The sequence below is a fragment of the Pseudoduganella aquatica genome, assembly GCF_020865585.1.
Lineage (GTDB): Bacteria > Pseudomonadota > Gammaproteobacteria > Burkholderiales > Burkholderiaceae_D > Rugamonas > Rugamonas aquatica_A.
In genome coordinates, this window is sequence record NZ_CP086370.1 from 690,844 (window position 1) to 705,531 (window position 14,688).

14 protein-coding genes are annotated in these 14,688 nt (G+C 65.6%); 10 read left to right on the top strand and 4 right to left on the bottom strand.

Going from position 1 to position 14,688, the window contains the following annotated elements; all coding sequences use genetic code 11:
* The first annotated feature begins 101 nt into the window (after positions 1–101).
* The 3 genes from KT882_RS03035 to KT882_RS03045 all read left to right on the top strand — a co-directional run bounded on the left by KT882_RS03035 (position 102) and on the right by KT882_RS03045 (position 2,385).
* A complete protein-coding gene (locus tag KT882_RS03035; RefSeq protein WP_228894372.1) occupies positions 102–1,700 on the top strand; it encodes a methyl-accepting chemotaxis protein in 1,599 nt (532 codons plus the stop codon).
* A gap of 71 nt (positions 1,701–1,771) precedes the next feature.
* Positions 1,772–2,101, top strand: coding sequence for a hypothetical protein (locus KT882_RS03040; RefSeq protein ID WP_161074978.1), 330 nt, complete (start codon positions 1,772–1,774; stop codon positions 2,099–2,101).
* Complete coding sequence (locus KT882_RS03045) at positions 2,098–2,385, top strand: 2Fe-2S iron-sulfur cluster-binding protein (RefSeq protein WP_161074979.1); 288 nt, start codon at positions 2,098–2,100, stop codon at positions 2,383–2,385. Before KT882_RS03040 ends, KT882_RS03045 begins: the two co-directional genes overlap by 4 nt.
* Positions 2,386–2,392: 7 nt before the next feature.
* Here the strand turns inward: KT882_RS03045 and KT882_RS03050 are convergent, their stop codons facing one another.
* The gene (locus tag KT882_RS03050; protein ID WP_161074980.1) at positions 2,393–2,728 is read right to left on the bottom strand and encodes a hypothetical protein; all 336 of its coding nucleotides are present in this window, start codon (positions 2,726–2,728) and stop codon (positions 2,393–2,395) included.
* 94 nt (positions 2,729–2,822) lie between these two features.
* Here KT882_RS03050 and KT882_RS03055 point away from each other — a divergent pair, with 94 nt between their 5' ends.
* Complete coding sequence (locus KT882_RS03055) at positions 2,823–3,092, top strand: MoaD/ThiS family protein (protein WP_161074981.1); 270 nt, start codon at positions 2,823–2,825, stop codon at positions 3,090–3,092.
* 2 nt (positions 3,093–3,094) lie between these two features.
* Positions 3,095–4,183: a WD40/YVTN/BNR-like repeat-containing protein gene (locus tag KT882_RS03060; RefSeq protein WP_161074982.1), complete on the top strand. Its 1,089-nt coding sequence runs from the start codon at positions 3,095–3,097 to the stop codon at positions 4,181–4,183.
* A 9-nt stretch (positions 4,184–4,192) separates the two neighbouring features.
* On the opposite strand, the gene KT882_RS03065 is transcribed toward KT882_RS03060, so the two are convergent.
* Positions 4,193–4,798, bottom strand: coding sequence for a TetR/AcrR family transcriptional regulator (locus KT882_RS03065; RefSeq protein ID WP_161074983.1), 606 nt, complete (start codon positions 4,796–4,798; stop codon positions 4,193–4,195).
* A 121-nt stretch (positions 4,799–4,919) separates the two neighbouring features.
* On the opposite strand from KT882_RS03065, the gene KT882_RS03070 reads away from it, so the two are divergent.
* Positions 4,920–5,942: an MBL fold metallo-hydrolase gene (locus KT882_RS03070; protein ID WP_228894374.1), complete on the top strand. Its 1,023-nt coding sequence runs from the start codon at positions 4,920–4,922 to the stop codon at positions 5,940–5,942.
* A gap of 265 nt (positions 5,943–6,207) precedes the next feature.
* Here KT882_RS03070 and KT882_RS03075 read toward each other — a convergent pair whose 3' ends face one another.
* Both KT882_RS03075 and KT882_RS03080 read right to left on the bottom strand, forming a co-directional pair.
* Positions 6,208–6,534, bottom strand: a complete 327-nt coding sequence (locus tag KT882_RS03075) for a hypothetical protein (RefSeq protein WP_228894376.1) — start codon at positions 6,532–6,534, stop codon at positions 6,208–6,210.
* Positions 6,535–6,652: 118 nt separating this feature from the next.
* Entirely contained in the window at positions 6,653–9,124 is a 2,472-nt protein-coding gene (locus KT882_RS03080) for a TonB-dependent receptor (RefSeq protein ID WP_228894377.1), read from the bottom strand.
* Between the two features lie 218 nt (positions 9,125–9,342).
* Between KT882_RS03080 and KT882_RS03085 the strand changes: the two genes are divergently transcribed.
* From KT882_RS03085 to KT882_RS03100, 4 genes are all read left to right on the top strand, one after another.
* Entirely contained in the window at positions 9,343–10,320 is a 978-nt protein-coding gene (locus KT882_RS03085; RefSeq protein ID WP_161074987.1) for a LacI family DNA-binding transcriptional regulator, read from the top strand.
* 114 nt (positions 10,321–10,434) lie between these two features.
* On the top strand, positions 10,435–12,753 hold the full coding sequence (locus tag KT882_RS03090; RefSeq protein ID WP_228894380.1) for a glycoside hydrolase family 65 protein: 2,319 nt from the start codon (positions 10,435–10,437) through the stop codon (positions 12,751–12,753).
* Entirely contained in the window at positions 12,750–13,388 is a 639-nt protein-coding gene (gene pgmB, locus KT882_RS03095; RefSeq protein ID WP_228894382.1) for a beta-phosphoglucomutase, read from the top strand. The genes KT882_RS03090 and pgmB overlap by 4 nt, the downstream gene beginning before the upstream one ends.
* 30 nt (positions 13,389–13,418) lie before the next feature.
* Positions 13,419–14,687, top strand: a complete 1,269-nt coding sequence (locus tag KT882_RS03100) for an MFS transporter (RefSeq protein WP_161074990.1) — start codon at positions 13,419–13,421, stop codon at positions 14,685–14,687.
* Position 14,688 lies beyond the last annotated feature (1 nt).

Genomic DNA, 14,688 nt, shown 5'->3' on the forward strand with positions numbered 1-14,688 from the left:
GGAGATAATTCGGGGCAAATCGCTGGCTATACTGAAACTTCCCCAGCGAGCCCCTGACCCCGCCTCGCGTATCGACCGCCCCACTCCAGCGAGGATATGCGATGCGCCAGAACACCCCTGTCACCCAGAACGAATACGTCCTCGAGGACGGCAAGACCATCGTCTCGACCACCGATTTGCAGGGCAATATCAACTATGCGAATCCCTATTTCATCGAAGTAAGCGGCTTCCTGGAAGCCGAGCTGCTGGGCGCGCCGCAGAACATCCTGCGCCACCCGGACATGCCGGCCGAAGCCTTCGCCGACCTGTGGACCACCATCAAGGGCGGCATGCCGTGGACCGGCATGGTGAAGAACCGCTGCAAGAACGGCGACTACTACTGGGTGCTGGCGAATGTGACGCCGGTGGTGGAAAACGGCCGCCCGGTGGGCTATATGTCGGTGCGCACCAAGCCCAGCCGCGAGCAGGTGGCGCAGGCATCCGAGCTGTACCGCGAGATCCGCAACGGCAACCCGAACGGCCTGCGCATCCGCAACGGCCGCGTGCTGCGCAGCGGCGTGCTGGCGCGCTTCAATGAACTGCGCAAGCTGTCCGTGGCCAGCCACCTCGGCATCAACTGCGCCTGGCTCAGCGCCAGCATGCTGGTGTTCGCGGCGGCCTTCTGGAGCATGGACGGCGCCTACGGCGGCTGGCTGGGCGGCGCCGCGCTGCTGGCGGCGGCCATCGTGCTGTATTTCTGGTACAGCCTGCACCGCGCCATCGTCGCGCCGCTGGCGCGCGCCACGGCGGCGGCGCGCAAGATGGCGGGCGGCGACCTGACCGGCGTGATCGACGTGCCGCGCGACGACGACATGGGCCAGCTGCTGGCCGCGCTGCGCCAGATGAATGTGAACCTGCACAGCATTATCGGCGACGTGCGCAGCAATTTCGACGAGATCAAGCAGGCCACCACCGAGATCGCCAGCGGCAACCAGGACCTGTCCGGCCGCACCGAGTCGCAGGCCAGCAGCCTGCAGCAGACCGCCGCCAGCATGGAGCAGCTCACCACCAATGTGCAGCAGAGCGCCACCAGCGTGGCCAGCGCCAACGAACTGGCCGAAGCGGCCTCGCACATCGCCGAGCAGGGCGGCAACATCGTGTCGCAAGTGGTGACGACGATGGACGACATCAGCAGCTCCTCGCGCAAGATCCTGGACATTATCGGCCTGATCGACGGCATCGCCTTCCAGACCAATATCCTGGCCCTGAACGCGGCGGTGGAGGCGGCGCGGGCCGGCGAGCAGGGGCGGGGCTTCGCCGTGGTGGCCAGCGAGGTGCGCAACCTGGCGCACCGCTCGGCCAGCGCGGCCAAGGAGGTCAAGGAGCTGATCGATTTGTCGATCGAGAAGGTGAGCGCCGGATCGGTGCTGACCGGCAGCGCGGGCGCCACCATGAGCGAGGTGATCAAGTCCGTCAGCCGCGTGACCAGCGTGATGGACGAGATCTCCACCGCCACCAAGGAGCAGGGCAACGGCATCGTGCAGGTCAACCAGGCGGTGATACAGATAGACGACATCACGCAGCAGAACGCGGCGCTGGTGGAGCAGGCGGCGGCCGCCGCCACCAGCCTGGCCCACCAGACCGAATGCGTGGCGCAGGCGATGGCGGTGTTCAAGCTCAAGGAACTGGCCGGCGCCGCCAGGGTGCGCCAGCTGGCCTGACGGCGCAGCGGGCAAGGGGCGCGGGCCAAGTCGGTGTAAGATGCACGGAGTAATTCATCCGGGAAACTTTTATGCGTCTGACCATCATCCTGGCGGCCCTGCTGGCCGCCGCCCATGCCGCCGCCGCGCCGGCTTCCAGCGCGCCCGCCGCCAACCCGCGCCTGGACGGCGTGAAGCAAATCGAGCGCAACGCCTGCGTACGCGCCGGCAACACGGGGCCGGGCGCGCCGCGCAACCTCAAGCTGGTGCCGAAATACTGCGAGTGCGTGTCCAGCCACTACTGGGACAGCGTGCCGCAAGCCGAAGTGGAAGAACTGATGAACAACGGCCAGTCCGCCGCCATCGACCGCAAGAAGGACGAGCGCCTGGCCGCCGCGCGCAGCGCCTGCCAGGTGAAATGAAGGTCAGCCTGAGCATGCAGGGCTGGCAGTTCGAGACCGACGGCGCCGCCACCGTGCTGATGGCGGCGCAGCAGGCCGGCATCCGCCTGCCCAGCTCCTGCCGCAACGGCACCTGCCGCACCTGCATCTGCCACATGGGCAGCGGCAGCGTGCGCTACCTGGTCGAATGGCCGGGCCTGAGCGCCGACGAAAAGCGCGAAGGCCACATCCTGCCCTGCGTGGCCGTGGCCCAGTCCGACCTGGAACTGGCGGTGCCGGCCGCGCGCCGCATCGACGCGGCCTAAGGCGGGGTCAATCGGGCTCGCCGCCGCCCATATCGCCCAGATCGCCCCGGCGCAGCCTGCCCAGCAGCGCATCGGCCGTGCCGCTCAGCGGCAAGCCGTGCTGGCGCAGCATCTGGATGTGCAGCACCAGATTCTCCAGCACCAGCTTGGCCGCCACCGCCATCAAGGTCAGGCGGCGGTCCTCCTCGCTGAACGACTCCATGGCGTCGGCCATGTCGACCAGGTGGCTGGCCACCAGGCCGCGCAAATCCTGTTCGTCGAAAGGCAGGTCGGCGAAATCGATCGGGTCCTCCTGCTCCACCTCCAGCATCAGCGTTTCCAGTTCCGCACGCGTGATCGACATGTGTTGCTCCTGTGGTTGCCCTGATTGCATTTTAGTCCCAAGCGCCCCCGATACGCGCTAGAATTTCCGGTCCAGGAGCCTGGTGGAGCCACGCATGGCGCAGATTATCTTTACGCAGCAACTAGCCCGCTTCCTGCCCGTACCCCGGATCGAGGTGCAGGCCGCCGACCTGCGCGCCGCGCTGGCCGCCGCCTTCGAGGGCAAGGAGCGCCTGCGCGGCTACGTGCTCGACGACCAGGGCTGCCTGCGCGAAAACGTCGTCATCTTCATCGACGGCCAGCGCAGCCGCGACCGCAAGCGGCTGGACGACCCGCTGCGGCCCGATTCCCAGATCTATATCTTGCAAGCACTTTCAGGAGGCTGACCATGGCAGACCGCGCATACCTCGCAACCCGCAAGGGCCTGTTCGAACTGGCGCCGCGGAACGGCGTGTGGCAGCTGGAGGGCCACCATTTCCTTGGCGAGCCGGTCAGCCAGGTGCTGGCGGACGAGCGCGACGGCACGCTGTACGCCGCGCTCAACCTGGGCCACTTCGGCACCAAGCTGCACCGGCGCGACGCCGGCAGCGACGGCTGGACCGAAGTGGGCGTGCCGGTCTATCCGCCCAAGCCGGAAGGCAGCGACGACACGGTGGACTGGACGCTGCGCCAGATCTGGTGCCTGGAAGCGGGCGGCAAGGACGAGCCGGGCGTGCTGTGGGCCGGCACCTTGCCGGGCGGCCTGTTCAAGTCCAGCGACCGGGGCGACAGCTGGCAGCTGGTGGAATCCCTGTGGAACCTGCCCGAGCGCCGGCAGTGGATGGGCGGCGGCTACGACGTGGCGGGCATCCACAGCATCTGCGTCGATCCGCGCGACAGCCGCAGCATCCTGGTCGGCGTGTCGGTGGGCGGCGTGTGGCTCACCACGGACGGCGGCGCCAGCTGGCGCCTGCGCGCCAGCGGCATGGTGGCCGGCTATATGCCGCCCGAGCTGGCCGAAGACGGCGTGGCCCAGGACCCGCACCGCATCGTGCGCTGCGAAGGCGAGCCGGATAAATTATGGTGCCAGCACCACAGCGGCATCTGGCGCAGCGTGGACAACGGCGCGCGCTGGACGGAAGTGAAGGACGTGCAGCCGTCCAGCTTCGGCTTCGCGGTGGCGGTGCACCCGCGCGACGGCGACACGGCCTGGTTCGCGCCCGGCGTGGCCGACCAGCAGCGCATCCCGGTGGACGCGGCCATGGCCACCACGCGCAGCACCGACGGCGGCGCCAGCTTCACGGCGCAGCGCAACGGCCTGCCGCAGGAACACTGCTACGACCTGGTCTACCGGCACGGGCTGGCGGTGGCCGAGGACGGCAAAACGCTGCTGATGGGCTCCACCACCGGCGGCGTGTGGCTGTCGGCCAACGGCGGCGACTACTGGCAGACCATCTCCAGCAATATGCCGCCGGTGTACGCGGTCCGGTTTGGCTGAGTTGGCCGGCTACGCCGCGTAATAGGCCAGGAATATATCGGCCGCCGTCGCGATCAGGGCGGCTTCGGCGGCCGGCTCCAGCACCGGCTGGCCCATGGTCACCTGCGGCCAGAAGGCGAAGGCCTTCAGCTGGCCTTGCAGCAGATGCGAGGCGAACACCGGGTCCAGCGGCTTGAGCTTGCCGTCGGCCTGCGCCGCGCGCAGCCAGGCCGCCACGCCTTCCTCCTTGTCGGCCAGCCTGGCCACCATTTCCTGCGCCCGCTCCGGGTGGTGGATGCCCTCGGCGATGGCGACCCGCGCCAGGTCGAGGAAATAGCCGTCGCGCAGCAGCGCCATCTTGGTTCCCATCAGCTCCAGCAGTTGCGCGCGCAGCGGCTGGTCCGCGCGGTAGCGCAAGGCCTGCAGGGCCGCGCTGCTGTCCCACAGCTGCTGCAGGATATGGGCGAACAGCGCGTCCTTGCTGGGGAAATGGTTGTAGACGGTGCGCTTGGACACGCCGGCAGTGGCGGCGATCTTGTCCATGCTGGTGGCGTCGAAGCCGTTGGCGCGGAATTCGGCCACGGCGGCGCCGACGATGGCCTGGTGCTTGCGGTCGGTGAGGCGGGTAGTGTCCATGCAGGTATTTTACACCGGGTAGTTTACTTTCTCAAAAAATGAAACTACACTGTGCAGTGTACTTTTTGGCCTGCCGATGAAACGCCTCGCATCGCTCACCTTTCTAATGGGAATCCTGACCATGGCTTACTGCACCCTGTCCCCGCAAGAACTCGACCACGCCTCGCCGCAGTACCGCGACGGCAAATTCCGCAACCCGGTGCAGATGCACAAGGCCGGCTTCATGGGCACGCTGCGCATCCTGTACCGCATAGCCTTCGAAAAGCCCGCCGATACCGCGCCGGCCAAGGCGGTGCCGGTGCACGCCATCACGCGCGAGCAGCTGCTGGTGGCGCCCAACAACAGCGTATTCCGGCTGGGCCACTCGACCATCCTGCTCAAGCTCGACGGCGGGTTCTGGCTGACCGACCCGGTGTTCTCCGAGCGTGCTTCGCCGTTCCAATGGCTGGGACCGCAGCGTTTCCACCAGCCGCCGATCAGCATAGAGGAATTGCCGGCGCTGAAGGGCGTGATCCTGTCGCACGACCACTACGACCACCTGGACCACGCCGCCGTGCTGGCGCTGGCGGCCAAGACCGAGCACTTCCTCGCCCCGCTGGGCGTGGGCGACACGCTGGTCAAGTGGGGCGTGCCAGCCGCCAAGATGCAGCAGCTGGACTGGTGGCAATCGACCGCCGTGGACGGCGTGCGCCTGACGGCGACGCCGGCGCAGCATTTTTCGGGCCGGGGGCTAAGCGACGGCAACAAGACGCTGTGGGCCTCGTGGGTGATCCGGGCCGGCGGGCAGCGCATCTTCTTCAGCGGCGACACCGGCTACTTCAAGGGTTTTAAAGAGATCGGCGACAAATACGGCCCCTTCGACCTGACGATGCTGGAGACGGGCGCGTACGACCCGCAATGGCCGGACATCCACATGCAGCCCGAAGAAACGATGCAGGCCCATATCGACCTGCGTGGCAAGCTGCTCATGCCGATCCACAACGGCACCTTCGACCTGGCCATGCATGCGTGGAACGAACCGTTCGACCGCATCAGCGCCCTGGCCGAGCAGCGCGGCCAAGTGCTCGCCACCCCCGAGATCGGCCAGCAGCTCAACCTGCGCCACATCCCCGCCACCGGCAAATGGTGGCTGCAATCCCTCTAAGGCAAAGCAAGCCGAGCCGCATTCCCCCCACACCGGGGTCAGACCCCGAATGCGGAAAAATGCGGCTCAGCTCGCTTGTAGGAGTCCGCTGAGTGCTTCGGCTTTCGGGATGGGGCATAGAGGATTTGTCCTAATTGAAGGCGATTTGGTGGCGGCTAGGCTCTGGGAACAAAGCAAACTGAGCCGCACTGTAAGCATTTCGGGGTCTGACCCCGGGGGGAGGGGAATGCGGCTGGGAGCGCTTGTAAGAGGCGGGTGAGGCGTGTCAGACTGTGACGTTGATGAGGCGGCCGACCGTCTGGCCTTGGGCGTTGACTTGGGGGGCGCGGGGCAGGCCGTCGAGGCTGGCGGGGACTGGTTTCGTGATCGTGCTGTCGAGCCGGACGGGGGCCGGCGTGGGGGTGTTGGCGCTCTCGGCCGCGCGGCTTGCTTTTTGCCGGGTGCTGAGCTGCTCCTGGTCTTTTGCCAGCTGCGCGCGGCTGTCCTGCAGCCGGCTGGCGTCCTGGTCCACACGCGTCTGGTCCTGCTGGACTTTACGTTCAGCAATCGCAACCGCATTGCGCAGCGTATTGACGGACGTGACGGTAACCACGGTGCACCCTCAGAGCGGACTGTATCTCAAGCGTAGGCCAAAATTGGCGAGGTTGCAATACAAAAAAAGGCAAGGCCGGAAGGGGACGGCCTTGCCCAAGCCTACAGGGGAGTTCCGTTTAGAAACGGTACAGCAGCGATCCTTCCACCGCCCGGCCGAACAGCGGACGCGCATTGATCGGGCCGCTGTTGCCACTGCTCAGGCGCGAGTTGCCTTCCGTTAGCCCCAGCTCGTTGTTGACGTTGGTGGCGGCCAGCCGCAGCTCGATCTTGTCGCCCAGCGAGAACAGCGCGCCCAGGTCCAGCGTGCGGTAGGACGGCAGGTATTGCAGATTGGCCTGGTCGGCCCAGCGCTCGCCGATCTTGGTGTAGGTGCCATACAGCTTGACCGAGTTGTCCTCGCCCAGCGGAATCTTGTACGTCGGCGTGAAGCGGAACTGCAGCTTGGGCTGGCGCTGCACCGTCTTGCCTTCGGTGGCCGGATTGTCCTTGTATTCGGACTTCTGGTAGTCGCCCGTCAAGGTCAGCGTCAGGTTGCGCACCGGGCGTACCGATACTTCCCACTCCAGGCCGTTGCCCTTGGAGCCGCTGGTGGAATTCAGAATGCTGCCGTTGGACAGGATTTGCTGGAAGGCGATGCCGTCGAACTCGGTGTGGAAGGCGTTGATGTAAGCGCTGTACAGCTCGCCCACCGTCTTGAAGCCCACTTCCAGCTGCTTGATTTTCGGCGTCGGCAGGCCGCTGCGGTCGTCCACCGCCTTCTGGCTGCCTGCGTTGCGCAGGTCGTCGAAGGTGATGAAGGTGTGGCCGGTGTTGGCGCGCGCGAACACGCTGGCGTCCTTGCTCAGCTTGTAGTTGCCGCCGATGGTGAAGGAGCTGGCCGTGTCCTTGCGGCCCAGCGCGGTGTAGGCGCCGTTGGGCATCGAGGTGCCGTTGTTGTACACGGTGAGCGGGTTGTTGTCGGTGTCGGCCGAGACCAGGTTGGAGACCGAGCCGTCGATCTTCTGCCGCTCGCGGCGCGCGCCGGCGTCGACCTTGATGCGCTCGTTCACCTTCCATTCATTGCTCACGTAGAAGGCGGTGTTGCTGCCGTCGTAGGACGCGTTCGGCGCGTAGAACACATTGCCGTCGGTGCCGTTGTTGGACACCACCACGCCGTTGTTGAGCTTGACGTTGATCAGGCTGGCGTTTGGCACGGCCGTCATCAGATGGCTGTTGCCCAGGTACCAGACGTCGTCCGAGGAGTAGCTGGCGAAATAGGCGCCCACGGTGACGGTGTTGCCCTGCATCCATTCGCGGCTGACGCGCAGCTCGTCCGTGAACGATTTCAGCTTTTTCTCCACCGCCCACAGGCCGGCCTGCACCACCTGGGTGCTGTCCGACACCGCGCCGCCGCCGTTGGTGAAGGTGGCCGTGGCCGACGTGGCCGGACGTCCCGCCGCCGCCAGCGTGGCCGCGTTGCCGTTGGCCGAGGCGATGGCCGCCGCCTTGTAGGCGCCCATGGTGAGCGGATTGTTGCCGGTGAACATGGCGATGGTGTTCATGTCCGCGTCGAAGCGGTTGAACTTGTTCGATACGGTCCAGCCGCTGAAGGTCTGGTCGAACTCGGCGCCGAAGACGTTGCCTTTCAGGCCGCGCCCGTCGCCCAGGTCGTAGGTCAGGGTCTTGCCGGGCGCCGCTTCCAGCGTGAAGCGGCGCATTTCGCCGCTCATCAAGGTGCCCTTGAGCGGGTCGAAGCCGGGGAAGGCGCTGATGCTGCGGCCTTCGTTGGCCGAGATCAGCGGCACGCCGGTGTAGAAGGCGTTCTTGTCGCTGGTGCTGCGGGTGTACAGGGTCAGTTCGCCCTGGTCCAGCTTGCGGGTCAGCGTGGCGGTGATCTGGTGGCCGTCGTCGGCCGGGAAGCCGGCGTCGCGCACGCCGTGCGCGGTGCGGTAGAAGCCGCCCACGCTGCCGTACCAGCCGTCGCCGATCTTGCCGCCGTAGTACAGGTCCACGCGGCGCAGTTCGCCGGTGCCGGCCGTGAAGCGGATGCTGCCTTCCGGCGTGTCCGTGCCCTTTTTCAGGATGAAGTTCATGGTCGCGCCCGGCTGGCCGCTGGAGAAGATGGTGCTCGGGCCGCCGCGCAGCACTTCCACGCGCTCGATGGTGTCGTCCAGGCGGAAGGCGGACGAGCCCTCGAAGAAGGACAGGGTGGGCACCGGATAGATGGGGTTGCCCTGCATTTGCACCGAGACGAAGGGCGAATCGGAGCCGGAGGGGAAGCCGCGCACTTCGATATTGGCGCCGGACTGGCCGCCGGTGGCTTCGGCGTACACGCCGGGCACCAGCTTCATCACGTCGGCGGTGCTGCTGGGCGAGGCCTGTTTCAGCTGTTCTTCGCTGGCGGTGGTGATGGAAAACGCCGAGTCGAGCTTGCGCACGCCGCGCGAGGCGGCCACGCCGGTCACCACCACTTGCTGCAGTTCGGCGGCCACGGAGTCCTTGGCCGGGGCGGCGGGCGGTGTGGCGTCCTGCGCCTGTGCCGCCTGGTTCATCAGGGTCAGGACGGCCAGCGTCACTGACGACAACAGAAACTGTTTCGAGCTGTTCATATGCTTCTCTTTCTTATCGAGGTAATCGTGCTGTCTCACGGACATGATGCCACTGTCCACACGCTTCGCAGAGGTCATTGCTGCGACAGTGTAGCCATTAAATCCACAAATGATATCGATGTCAATAAAATTGTTATCGATGTCATTTGGTGTGTTGCGTGTCAAAAAATCTGTCATAATGCGTCGCAAGTACTGAAAAGAAGACAAGAAAGTAATGCATGCCTGCACCTAAGACCATGGAGGACCTGGCCAAGCTGGCGGGGGTATCGAAGATTACCGTGTCGCGTGCGCTGCGCGACAGCCCGCTGGTCACGCAGGAGACCCGCGACAAGGTGCGCCAGATTGCCAGCGAGCAGGGCTACCGCTTGAACGTGAGCGCGCGCAACCTGCGCATGCGCCGCAGCTATTCGGTGGCGGTGGTGGTGGAAATGACGCCCGTGAAGGGGCGGCCGATGTCGGACCCATATCCGCTGGAGCTGCTGGGCGGCATTACGCAGGAATTGACGACGGCCGGCTACAGCGTGGTGCTGACCTCCAAGCAGCTGTTGGACACGGCGCCGGTGCAGGGCGCGGACGGCATGATATTGCTGGGCCAGGGCTCGCACGGCGAGGCGGTGCACGCGCTGCAGAAGACCGGCCTGCCGCTGGTGGTATGGGGCGCGCCGGAGCCGGGTGGCGACTATATCGTGGTCGGCTCGGACAACCGGGCCGGCGGCGTCAGCGCCGCGCAGCGTTTTATCGACCTGGGCCGCCGCAAGCTGGTGTTCCTGGGCGACGTGGACCACGCCGAGGTGCAGGAGCGCTGCGCCGGCTTTATCGACGCGCTGGGCGGGCAGGGCACGGTGCACATCATGCGGCCCAAGGCCTTCACTTTCGAGGCCGGCTTTGACTGCATTTCCTCGCTGCTGAAGAAGAAGGGGCCGGTGTTCGACGGCGTGTTTGCCGCCAGCGACTCGCTGGCCATGGGCGCCATCCGGGCGCTGGCGGAAAAGAATATGCGGGTGCCGGAGTCGGTGTCCGTCATCGGCTACGACGACACGCCCAGCGCCGCCAGCTTCGTGCCGCCGCTGACCAGCGTGCACCAGTACCTGCGCGACGGCGGCGTGCTGCTGGCGAAAAAAATGCTGGGCCTGATCGAGTCCCAGCCTGTGCAGTCCGAAATGCTGCCGACCATGCTGATGGTGCGGCAGACTTAAGAGCAGTGATAACCCGCCGGGGTCGGACCCCGGCGGGTCCGACCCCAGCCTTAGCCGCTGGTTTTTTAAAAACCGAAATCCAAACCGGTTTGAATCATCGAAAGGACGAGTATCGTGCCCTCTAAACACACTTACCCGCTGGAACCGTGGTGCATCCGCGAGACCGCCTTCGACACCGGCTCCCATTTCCTGGACGAGACCCTGTTCGCGCTGGGCAATGGCTATATCGGCCTGCGCGGCACGCACGAAGAGGGCTACACCGGGCCGGCCGGCACCTCGCTGGACGGCACTTACCTCAACGGCTTCTACGAATCGGAAGCCATCCACTATCCGGAAGCGGCCTACGGCCTGGCTAAGACCAACCAGTTCATGCTGAACGTGCCCAACGCCAAGGGCATTGCGCTGTGGCTGGAGGACGAGCGCTTCGATCCGCTGCAAGGCACCCTCAACAGTTACGAACGCATGCTGGATTTCCGCACCGGCGTGCTGCGCCGCGTGCTGGAATGGACCTCGCCGCAGGGCCGCCGGGTGGCCATCGCCAGCCGCCGCCTGGTCAGCATGACGGACAAGCACTTGTTCGCCATCGAATACGAAGTGACGCCGCTGAACTTCTCCGGCAAGGTGGTGCTGGTGTCCAGCGTGGACGGCGCGGTGAAGAACCTGGAGGCGGGCGACGACCCGCGCGTGGGCTCGGCCATCAGCGGCCAGTCGCTGGCGCTGGTGGACGCCGAACAGGCGCCGCATTTCTCCGTGCTCACGCAGCGCACCGTCAACAGCGGCTTCCACCTGGTGAGCGCGGTGCAGACCGAGATGCGCGGCGTGTTCGAGCTGGCGCAGCGCAGGCAGGATCAGCGCCTGGAACAGGTCTACACCGTGGCCGCCATGCAGGGCGAAGCCATCCGCCTGAAAAAATACGGCAGCTACCACAGCTCGCGCGACTATCCGGAAGCCGAGCTGCTGCCGCGCGCCAGGGCCACGCTGGTCGCCGCTGCGGACAAAGGCTTCCGCGCGCTGGCGCAGGAACAGGAGCACTACCTGGCCGACTTCTGGCAGCACGCCGACGTGGAGATCAGCGGCGACGACGCGCTGCAGCAGGGCATGCGCTTCAACCAGTTCCACCTGCTGCAATCGGCGGGGCGCGACGGCAAGACCAATATCTCGGCCAAGGGCGTGACCGGCGAAGGCTACGAGGGCCACTATTTCTGGGACACGGAAATCTACATCTTCCCCTTCTTCCTGTACTCCAAGCCGGAGATCGCCAAGAAGCTGCTGGAGTACCGCTACGCCGGCCTGCCGCTGGCGCGCGAGCGGGCGCGCCAGATGTCGCACGCCAAAGGCGCGCTGTACCCGTGGCGCACCATCGCCGGCGTGGAATGCTCGGCCTACTATCCGGCGGGCACCGCGCAATATCACATCAATGCGGACATCGCCTACTCCATCAAGCTGTACATGGAAGCGACGCGTGACGAGGACTACCTGCTGCAGTACGGCGCCGAGATCGTGCTGGAGACGGCGCGCATCTGGATGGGCATAGGCGCCTACGACCGCGCCGGCCGCTACTGCATCAACGAGGTGACGGGGCCGGACGAATACACGGCGCTGGTCAACAACAACTACTACACCAACGCCATGGCGCGCATGCATCTGAATTTCGCCGCCTCCATCGCCGAGCGCCTGGCGCAGGAACAGCCGGAGGCGTTCGCGCGCATCGCCGCGCTGGTGCAGCTGGATGCGGACGAAGTACCGCAATGGCGCCGCGCCGCCGCGCAGATGCTGCTGCCATATGACGAAGCGCTGCAGATCCACGCGCAGGACGACAGCTTCCTCGACAAGAAAGTATGGGACTTCGCCGGCACGCCGAAGGAGCACTATCCGCTGCTGCTGAACTACCACCCGCTGGTGATCTACCGTCACCAGGTATGCAAGCAGGCCGACGTGGTGCTGGCCCTGCTGCTGCTGAGCGACGAGTTCAAGCCGGAAGACAAGCGGCGCGACTTCGACTACTACGAGAAGGTGACCACGCACGATTCTTCGCTGTCGTCCTGCATCTTCAGCATCATCGCGGCGGAAGTGGGCTACCAGGACAAGGCCTACGATTACTTCATGGAGACCGCGCGCCTGGACCTGGACGACACGCACGGCAACACGCACTACGGCGTGCACACCGCCGCCATGGCCGGCACCTGGATGGGCGTGGCCTACGGCTTTGCCGGCATGCGCGTGGTGGACGGCGCGGTGCGTTTCGCCCCCACGCTGCCGAAGCAGTGGCGGCACTACCAGTTCAAGCTGCACCTGCAAGGCTGCCTGCTGCAGGTGCGCGTGGAGGCCGGCCGTACGGAGTACACCCTGCTGCAAGGGGACGCGCTGGCCTTCAGCCACCGCGGCCAGCCGGTCGCGCTCAGCGCCGCCGCCAACGTAAAGGAACTCGCATGAACAAGTTCGACGCAGTGATCTTCGACCTGGACGGCGTCATCACCGACACCGCGCGCTACCATTACCTGGCCTGGAAGCGCCTGGCCGAGACGCAGGGCGTGCCCTTCGACGAAGCCTTCAACGAGCACCTGAAAGGCATAGACCGCATGGGATCGCTGGACCTGATCCTGGCGTCGGCCGCGCGCAGCTACACGCAGGAGGAGAGGCTGGCGCTGGCCGACGAGAAGAACCGCCACTACGTGCAGCTGATTTCCACCATGTCCCCGGCCGACCTGCTGCCCGGCGCCGTGCCCGCGCTGGACGCCTGCCGCGCCGCCGGCCTGAAGATAGGCCTGGCCTCCGTGAGCAAGAATGCCTTTGCCGTGCTGGAGATGCTGGGCATTACCGGCAAGTTCGACTACGTGGTGGACGCGGCGAAGATCGCGAAAGGCAAGCCGGACCCGGAAATCTTCCTGAAGGCCGCGTCGGAACTGGGCGTGGCGCCGGAGCGCTGCCTGGGCGTGGAGGACGCGGTGGCCGGCGTGGCCTCCATCAAGGCGGCGGGCATGACGGCGCTGGGCGTGGGCGATCCGGCGGTGCTTACCCAGGCCGACCGCGTGATACCCGGCCTGGACCGCTTCAGCCTCGCCGTATAAAACTACAATCATAAAAATACCGGAGACAACATGAACAAGCAGCGCATCCTGTTCGCCCTGTTTTTGATTTACTTCGTTTTCGCCATCCTGCTCAACAGCGTGGGCACGGTGATCCTGCAGGTCATCGCCAACTACGGCGTGAGCAAATCCGGCGCCAGCGTGCTGGAAGGCTTCAAGGACCTGCCCATCGCCATCGTGTCCTTCCTGGTGGCGTCCTTCCTGCCGCGCATCGGCTACAAGAAGGCCATGCTGGCCGGGCTGGCGCTGGTGACCCTGGCCTGCGTGGCCATGCCGCTGTCGCCCGCCTTCCTCACCACCAAGCTGCTGTTCCTGTGCGTGGGCGTGGCCTTTGCGCTGGTGAAGGTGTCGGTGTATTCCACGCTGGGCCTGATCGCGGCGGACCGCAAGCAGCACGCCAGCATCATGAACACGCTGGAGGGCTTCTTCATGGTGGGCGTGCTCAGTGCCTACTGGGTGTTCGGCTACTTCATCGACTCCGACAATCCGCAGTCGCAAAGCTGGCTGCAGGTCTACTGGGTGCTGGCCGCCTTGTGCGCCATGACCTTCGCGCTGGTGCTCACCACGGAGTTCGACGAAAGCACCGCCGCGCTGCCGGCCGAGCGCAGCCTGGCGCAGGACTTCGCCGCCATGCTCAAGCTGTTCTTCAAGCCGCTGGTGTGCGTGTTCGTCATCACCGCCTTCCTGTACGTGTTGATCGAGCAGAGCGTGGGCACCTGGCTGCCCACCTTCAACAACGAAATCCTCAAGCTGCCGGCCGCCATGAGCGTACAGGTGACCAGCATCTACGCGGCCTGCCTGGCGGTGGGGCGCTTGTCGGCGGGCGTGCTGATGCGGCGCCTGAACTGGTATCCGGTGATGAACGCCTGCGTGCTGGGCATGGGCGCCATGGTGCTGCTGGCCCTGCCGCTCACGCACGACATTGCGCACAACCCCAACGTCAGCTGGTCCACCGCGCCGGTGGCGGCCTTCTTGTTCCCGCTGATCGGCCTGTTCATGGCGCCCATCTACCCCGGCATCAACTCCGTCATGCTCAGCTCCCTGCCCAAGAACCAGCACTCGGCCATGACCGGCCTGCTGGTGATTTTTTCCGCGCTGGGCGGCACCACCGGCTCGCTGATCACCGGCTATGTGTTCGGCAATTTCAGCGGCCACTTTGCCTTCTATCTGACGCTGGCGCCCATCTCTATCATCTTGATTATGTTGTATTTTTTCAAAAAATCGGTGGATGCCGGGGCGGACGGCTATGACGGCTCGGCTATAATCAGCGGTCAGCATTGAA

Bases quoted from the DNA above. Each gene is read 5' to 3' on its own strand.
- KT882_RS03035 (WP_228894372.1), top strand. From the start codon at position 102: ATGCGCCAGAACACCCCTGTCACCCAGAACGAATACGTCCTCGAGGAC.
- KT882_RS03040 (WP_161074978.1), top strand. From the start codon at position 1,772: ATGCGTCTGACCATCATCCTGGCGGCCCTGCTGGCCGCCGCCCATGCC.
- KT882_RS03045 (WP_161074979.1), top strand. From the start codon at position 2,098: ATGAAGGTCAGCCTGAGCATGCAGGGCTGGCAGTTCGAGACCGACGGC.
- KT882_RS03050 (WP_161074980.1), bottom strand. From the start codon at position 2,728: ATGTCGATCACGCGTGCGGAACTGGAAACGCTGATGCTGGAGGTGGAG.
- KT882_RS03055 (WP_161074981.1), top strand. From the start codon at position 2,823: ATGGCGCAGATTATCTTTACGCAGCAACTAGCCCGCTTCCTGCCCGTA.
- KT882_RS03060 (WP_161074982.1), top strand. From the start codon at position 3,095: ATGGCAGACCGCGCATACCTCGCAACCCGCAAGGGCCTGTTCGAACTG.
- KT882_RS03065 (WP_161074983.1), bottom strand. From the start codon at position 4,798: ATGGACACTACCCGCCTCACCGACCGCAAGCACCAGGCCATCGTCGGC.
- KT882_RS03070 (WP_228894374.1), top strand. From the start codon at position 4,920: ATGGCTTACTGCACCCTGTCCCCGCAAGAACTCGACCACGCCTCGCCG.
- KT882_RS03080 (WP_228894377.1), bottom strand. From the start codon at position 9,124: ATGAACAGCTCGAAACAGTTTCTGTTGTCGTCAGTGACGCTGGCCGTC.
- KT882_RS03085 (WP_161074987.1), top strand. From the start codon at position 9,343: ATGCCTGCACCTAAGACCATGGAGGACCTGGCCAAGCTGGCGGGGGTA.
- pgmB (WP_228894382.1), top strand. From the start codon at position 12,750: ATGAACAAGTTCGACGCAGTGATCTTCGACCTGGACGGCGTCATCACC.
- KT882_RS03100 (WP_161074990.1), top strand. From the start codon at position 13,419: ATGAACAAGCAGCGCATCCTGTTCGCCCTGTTTTTGATTTACTTCGTT.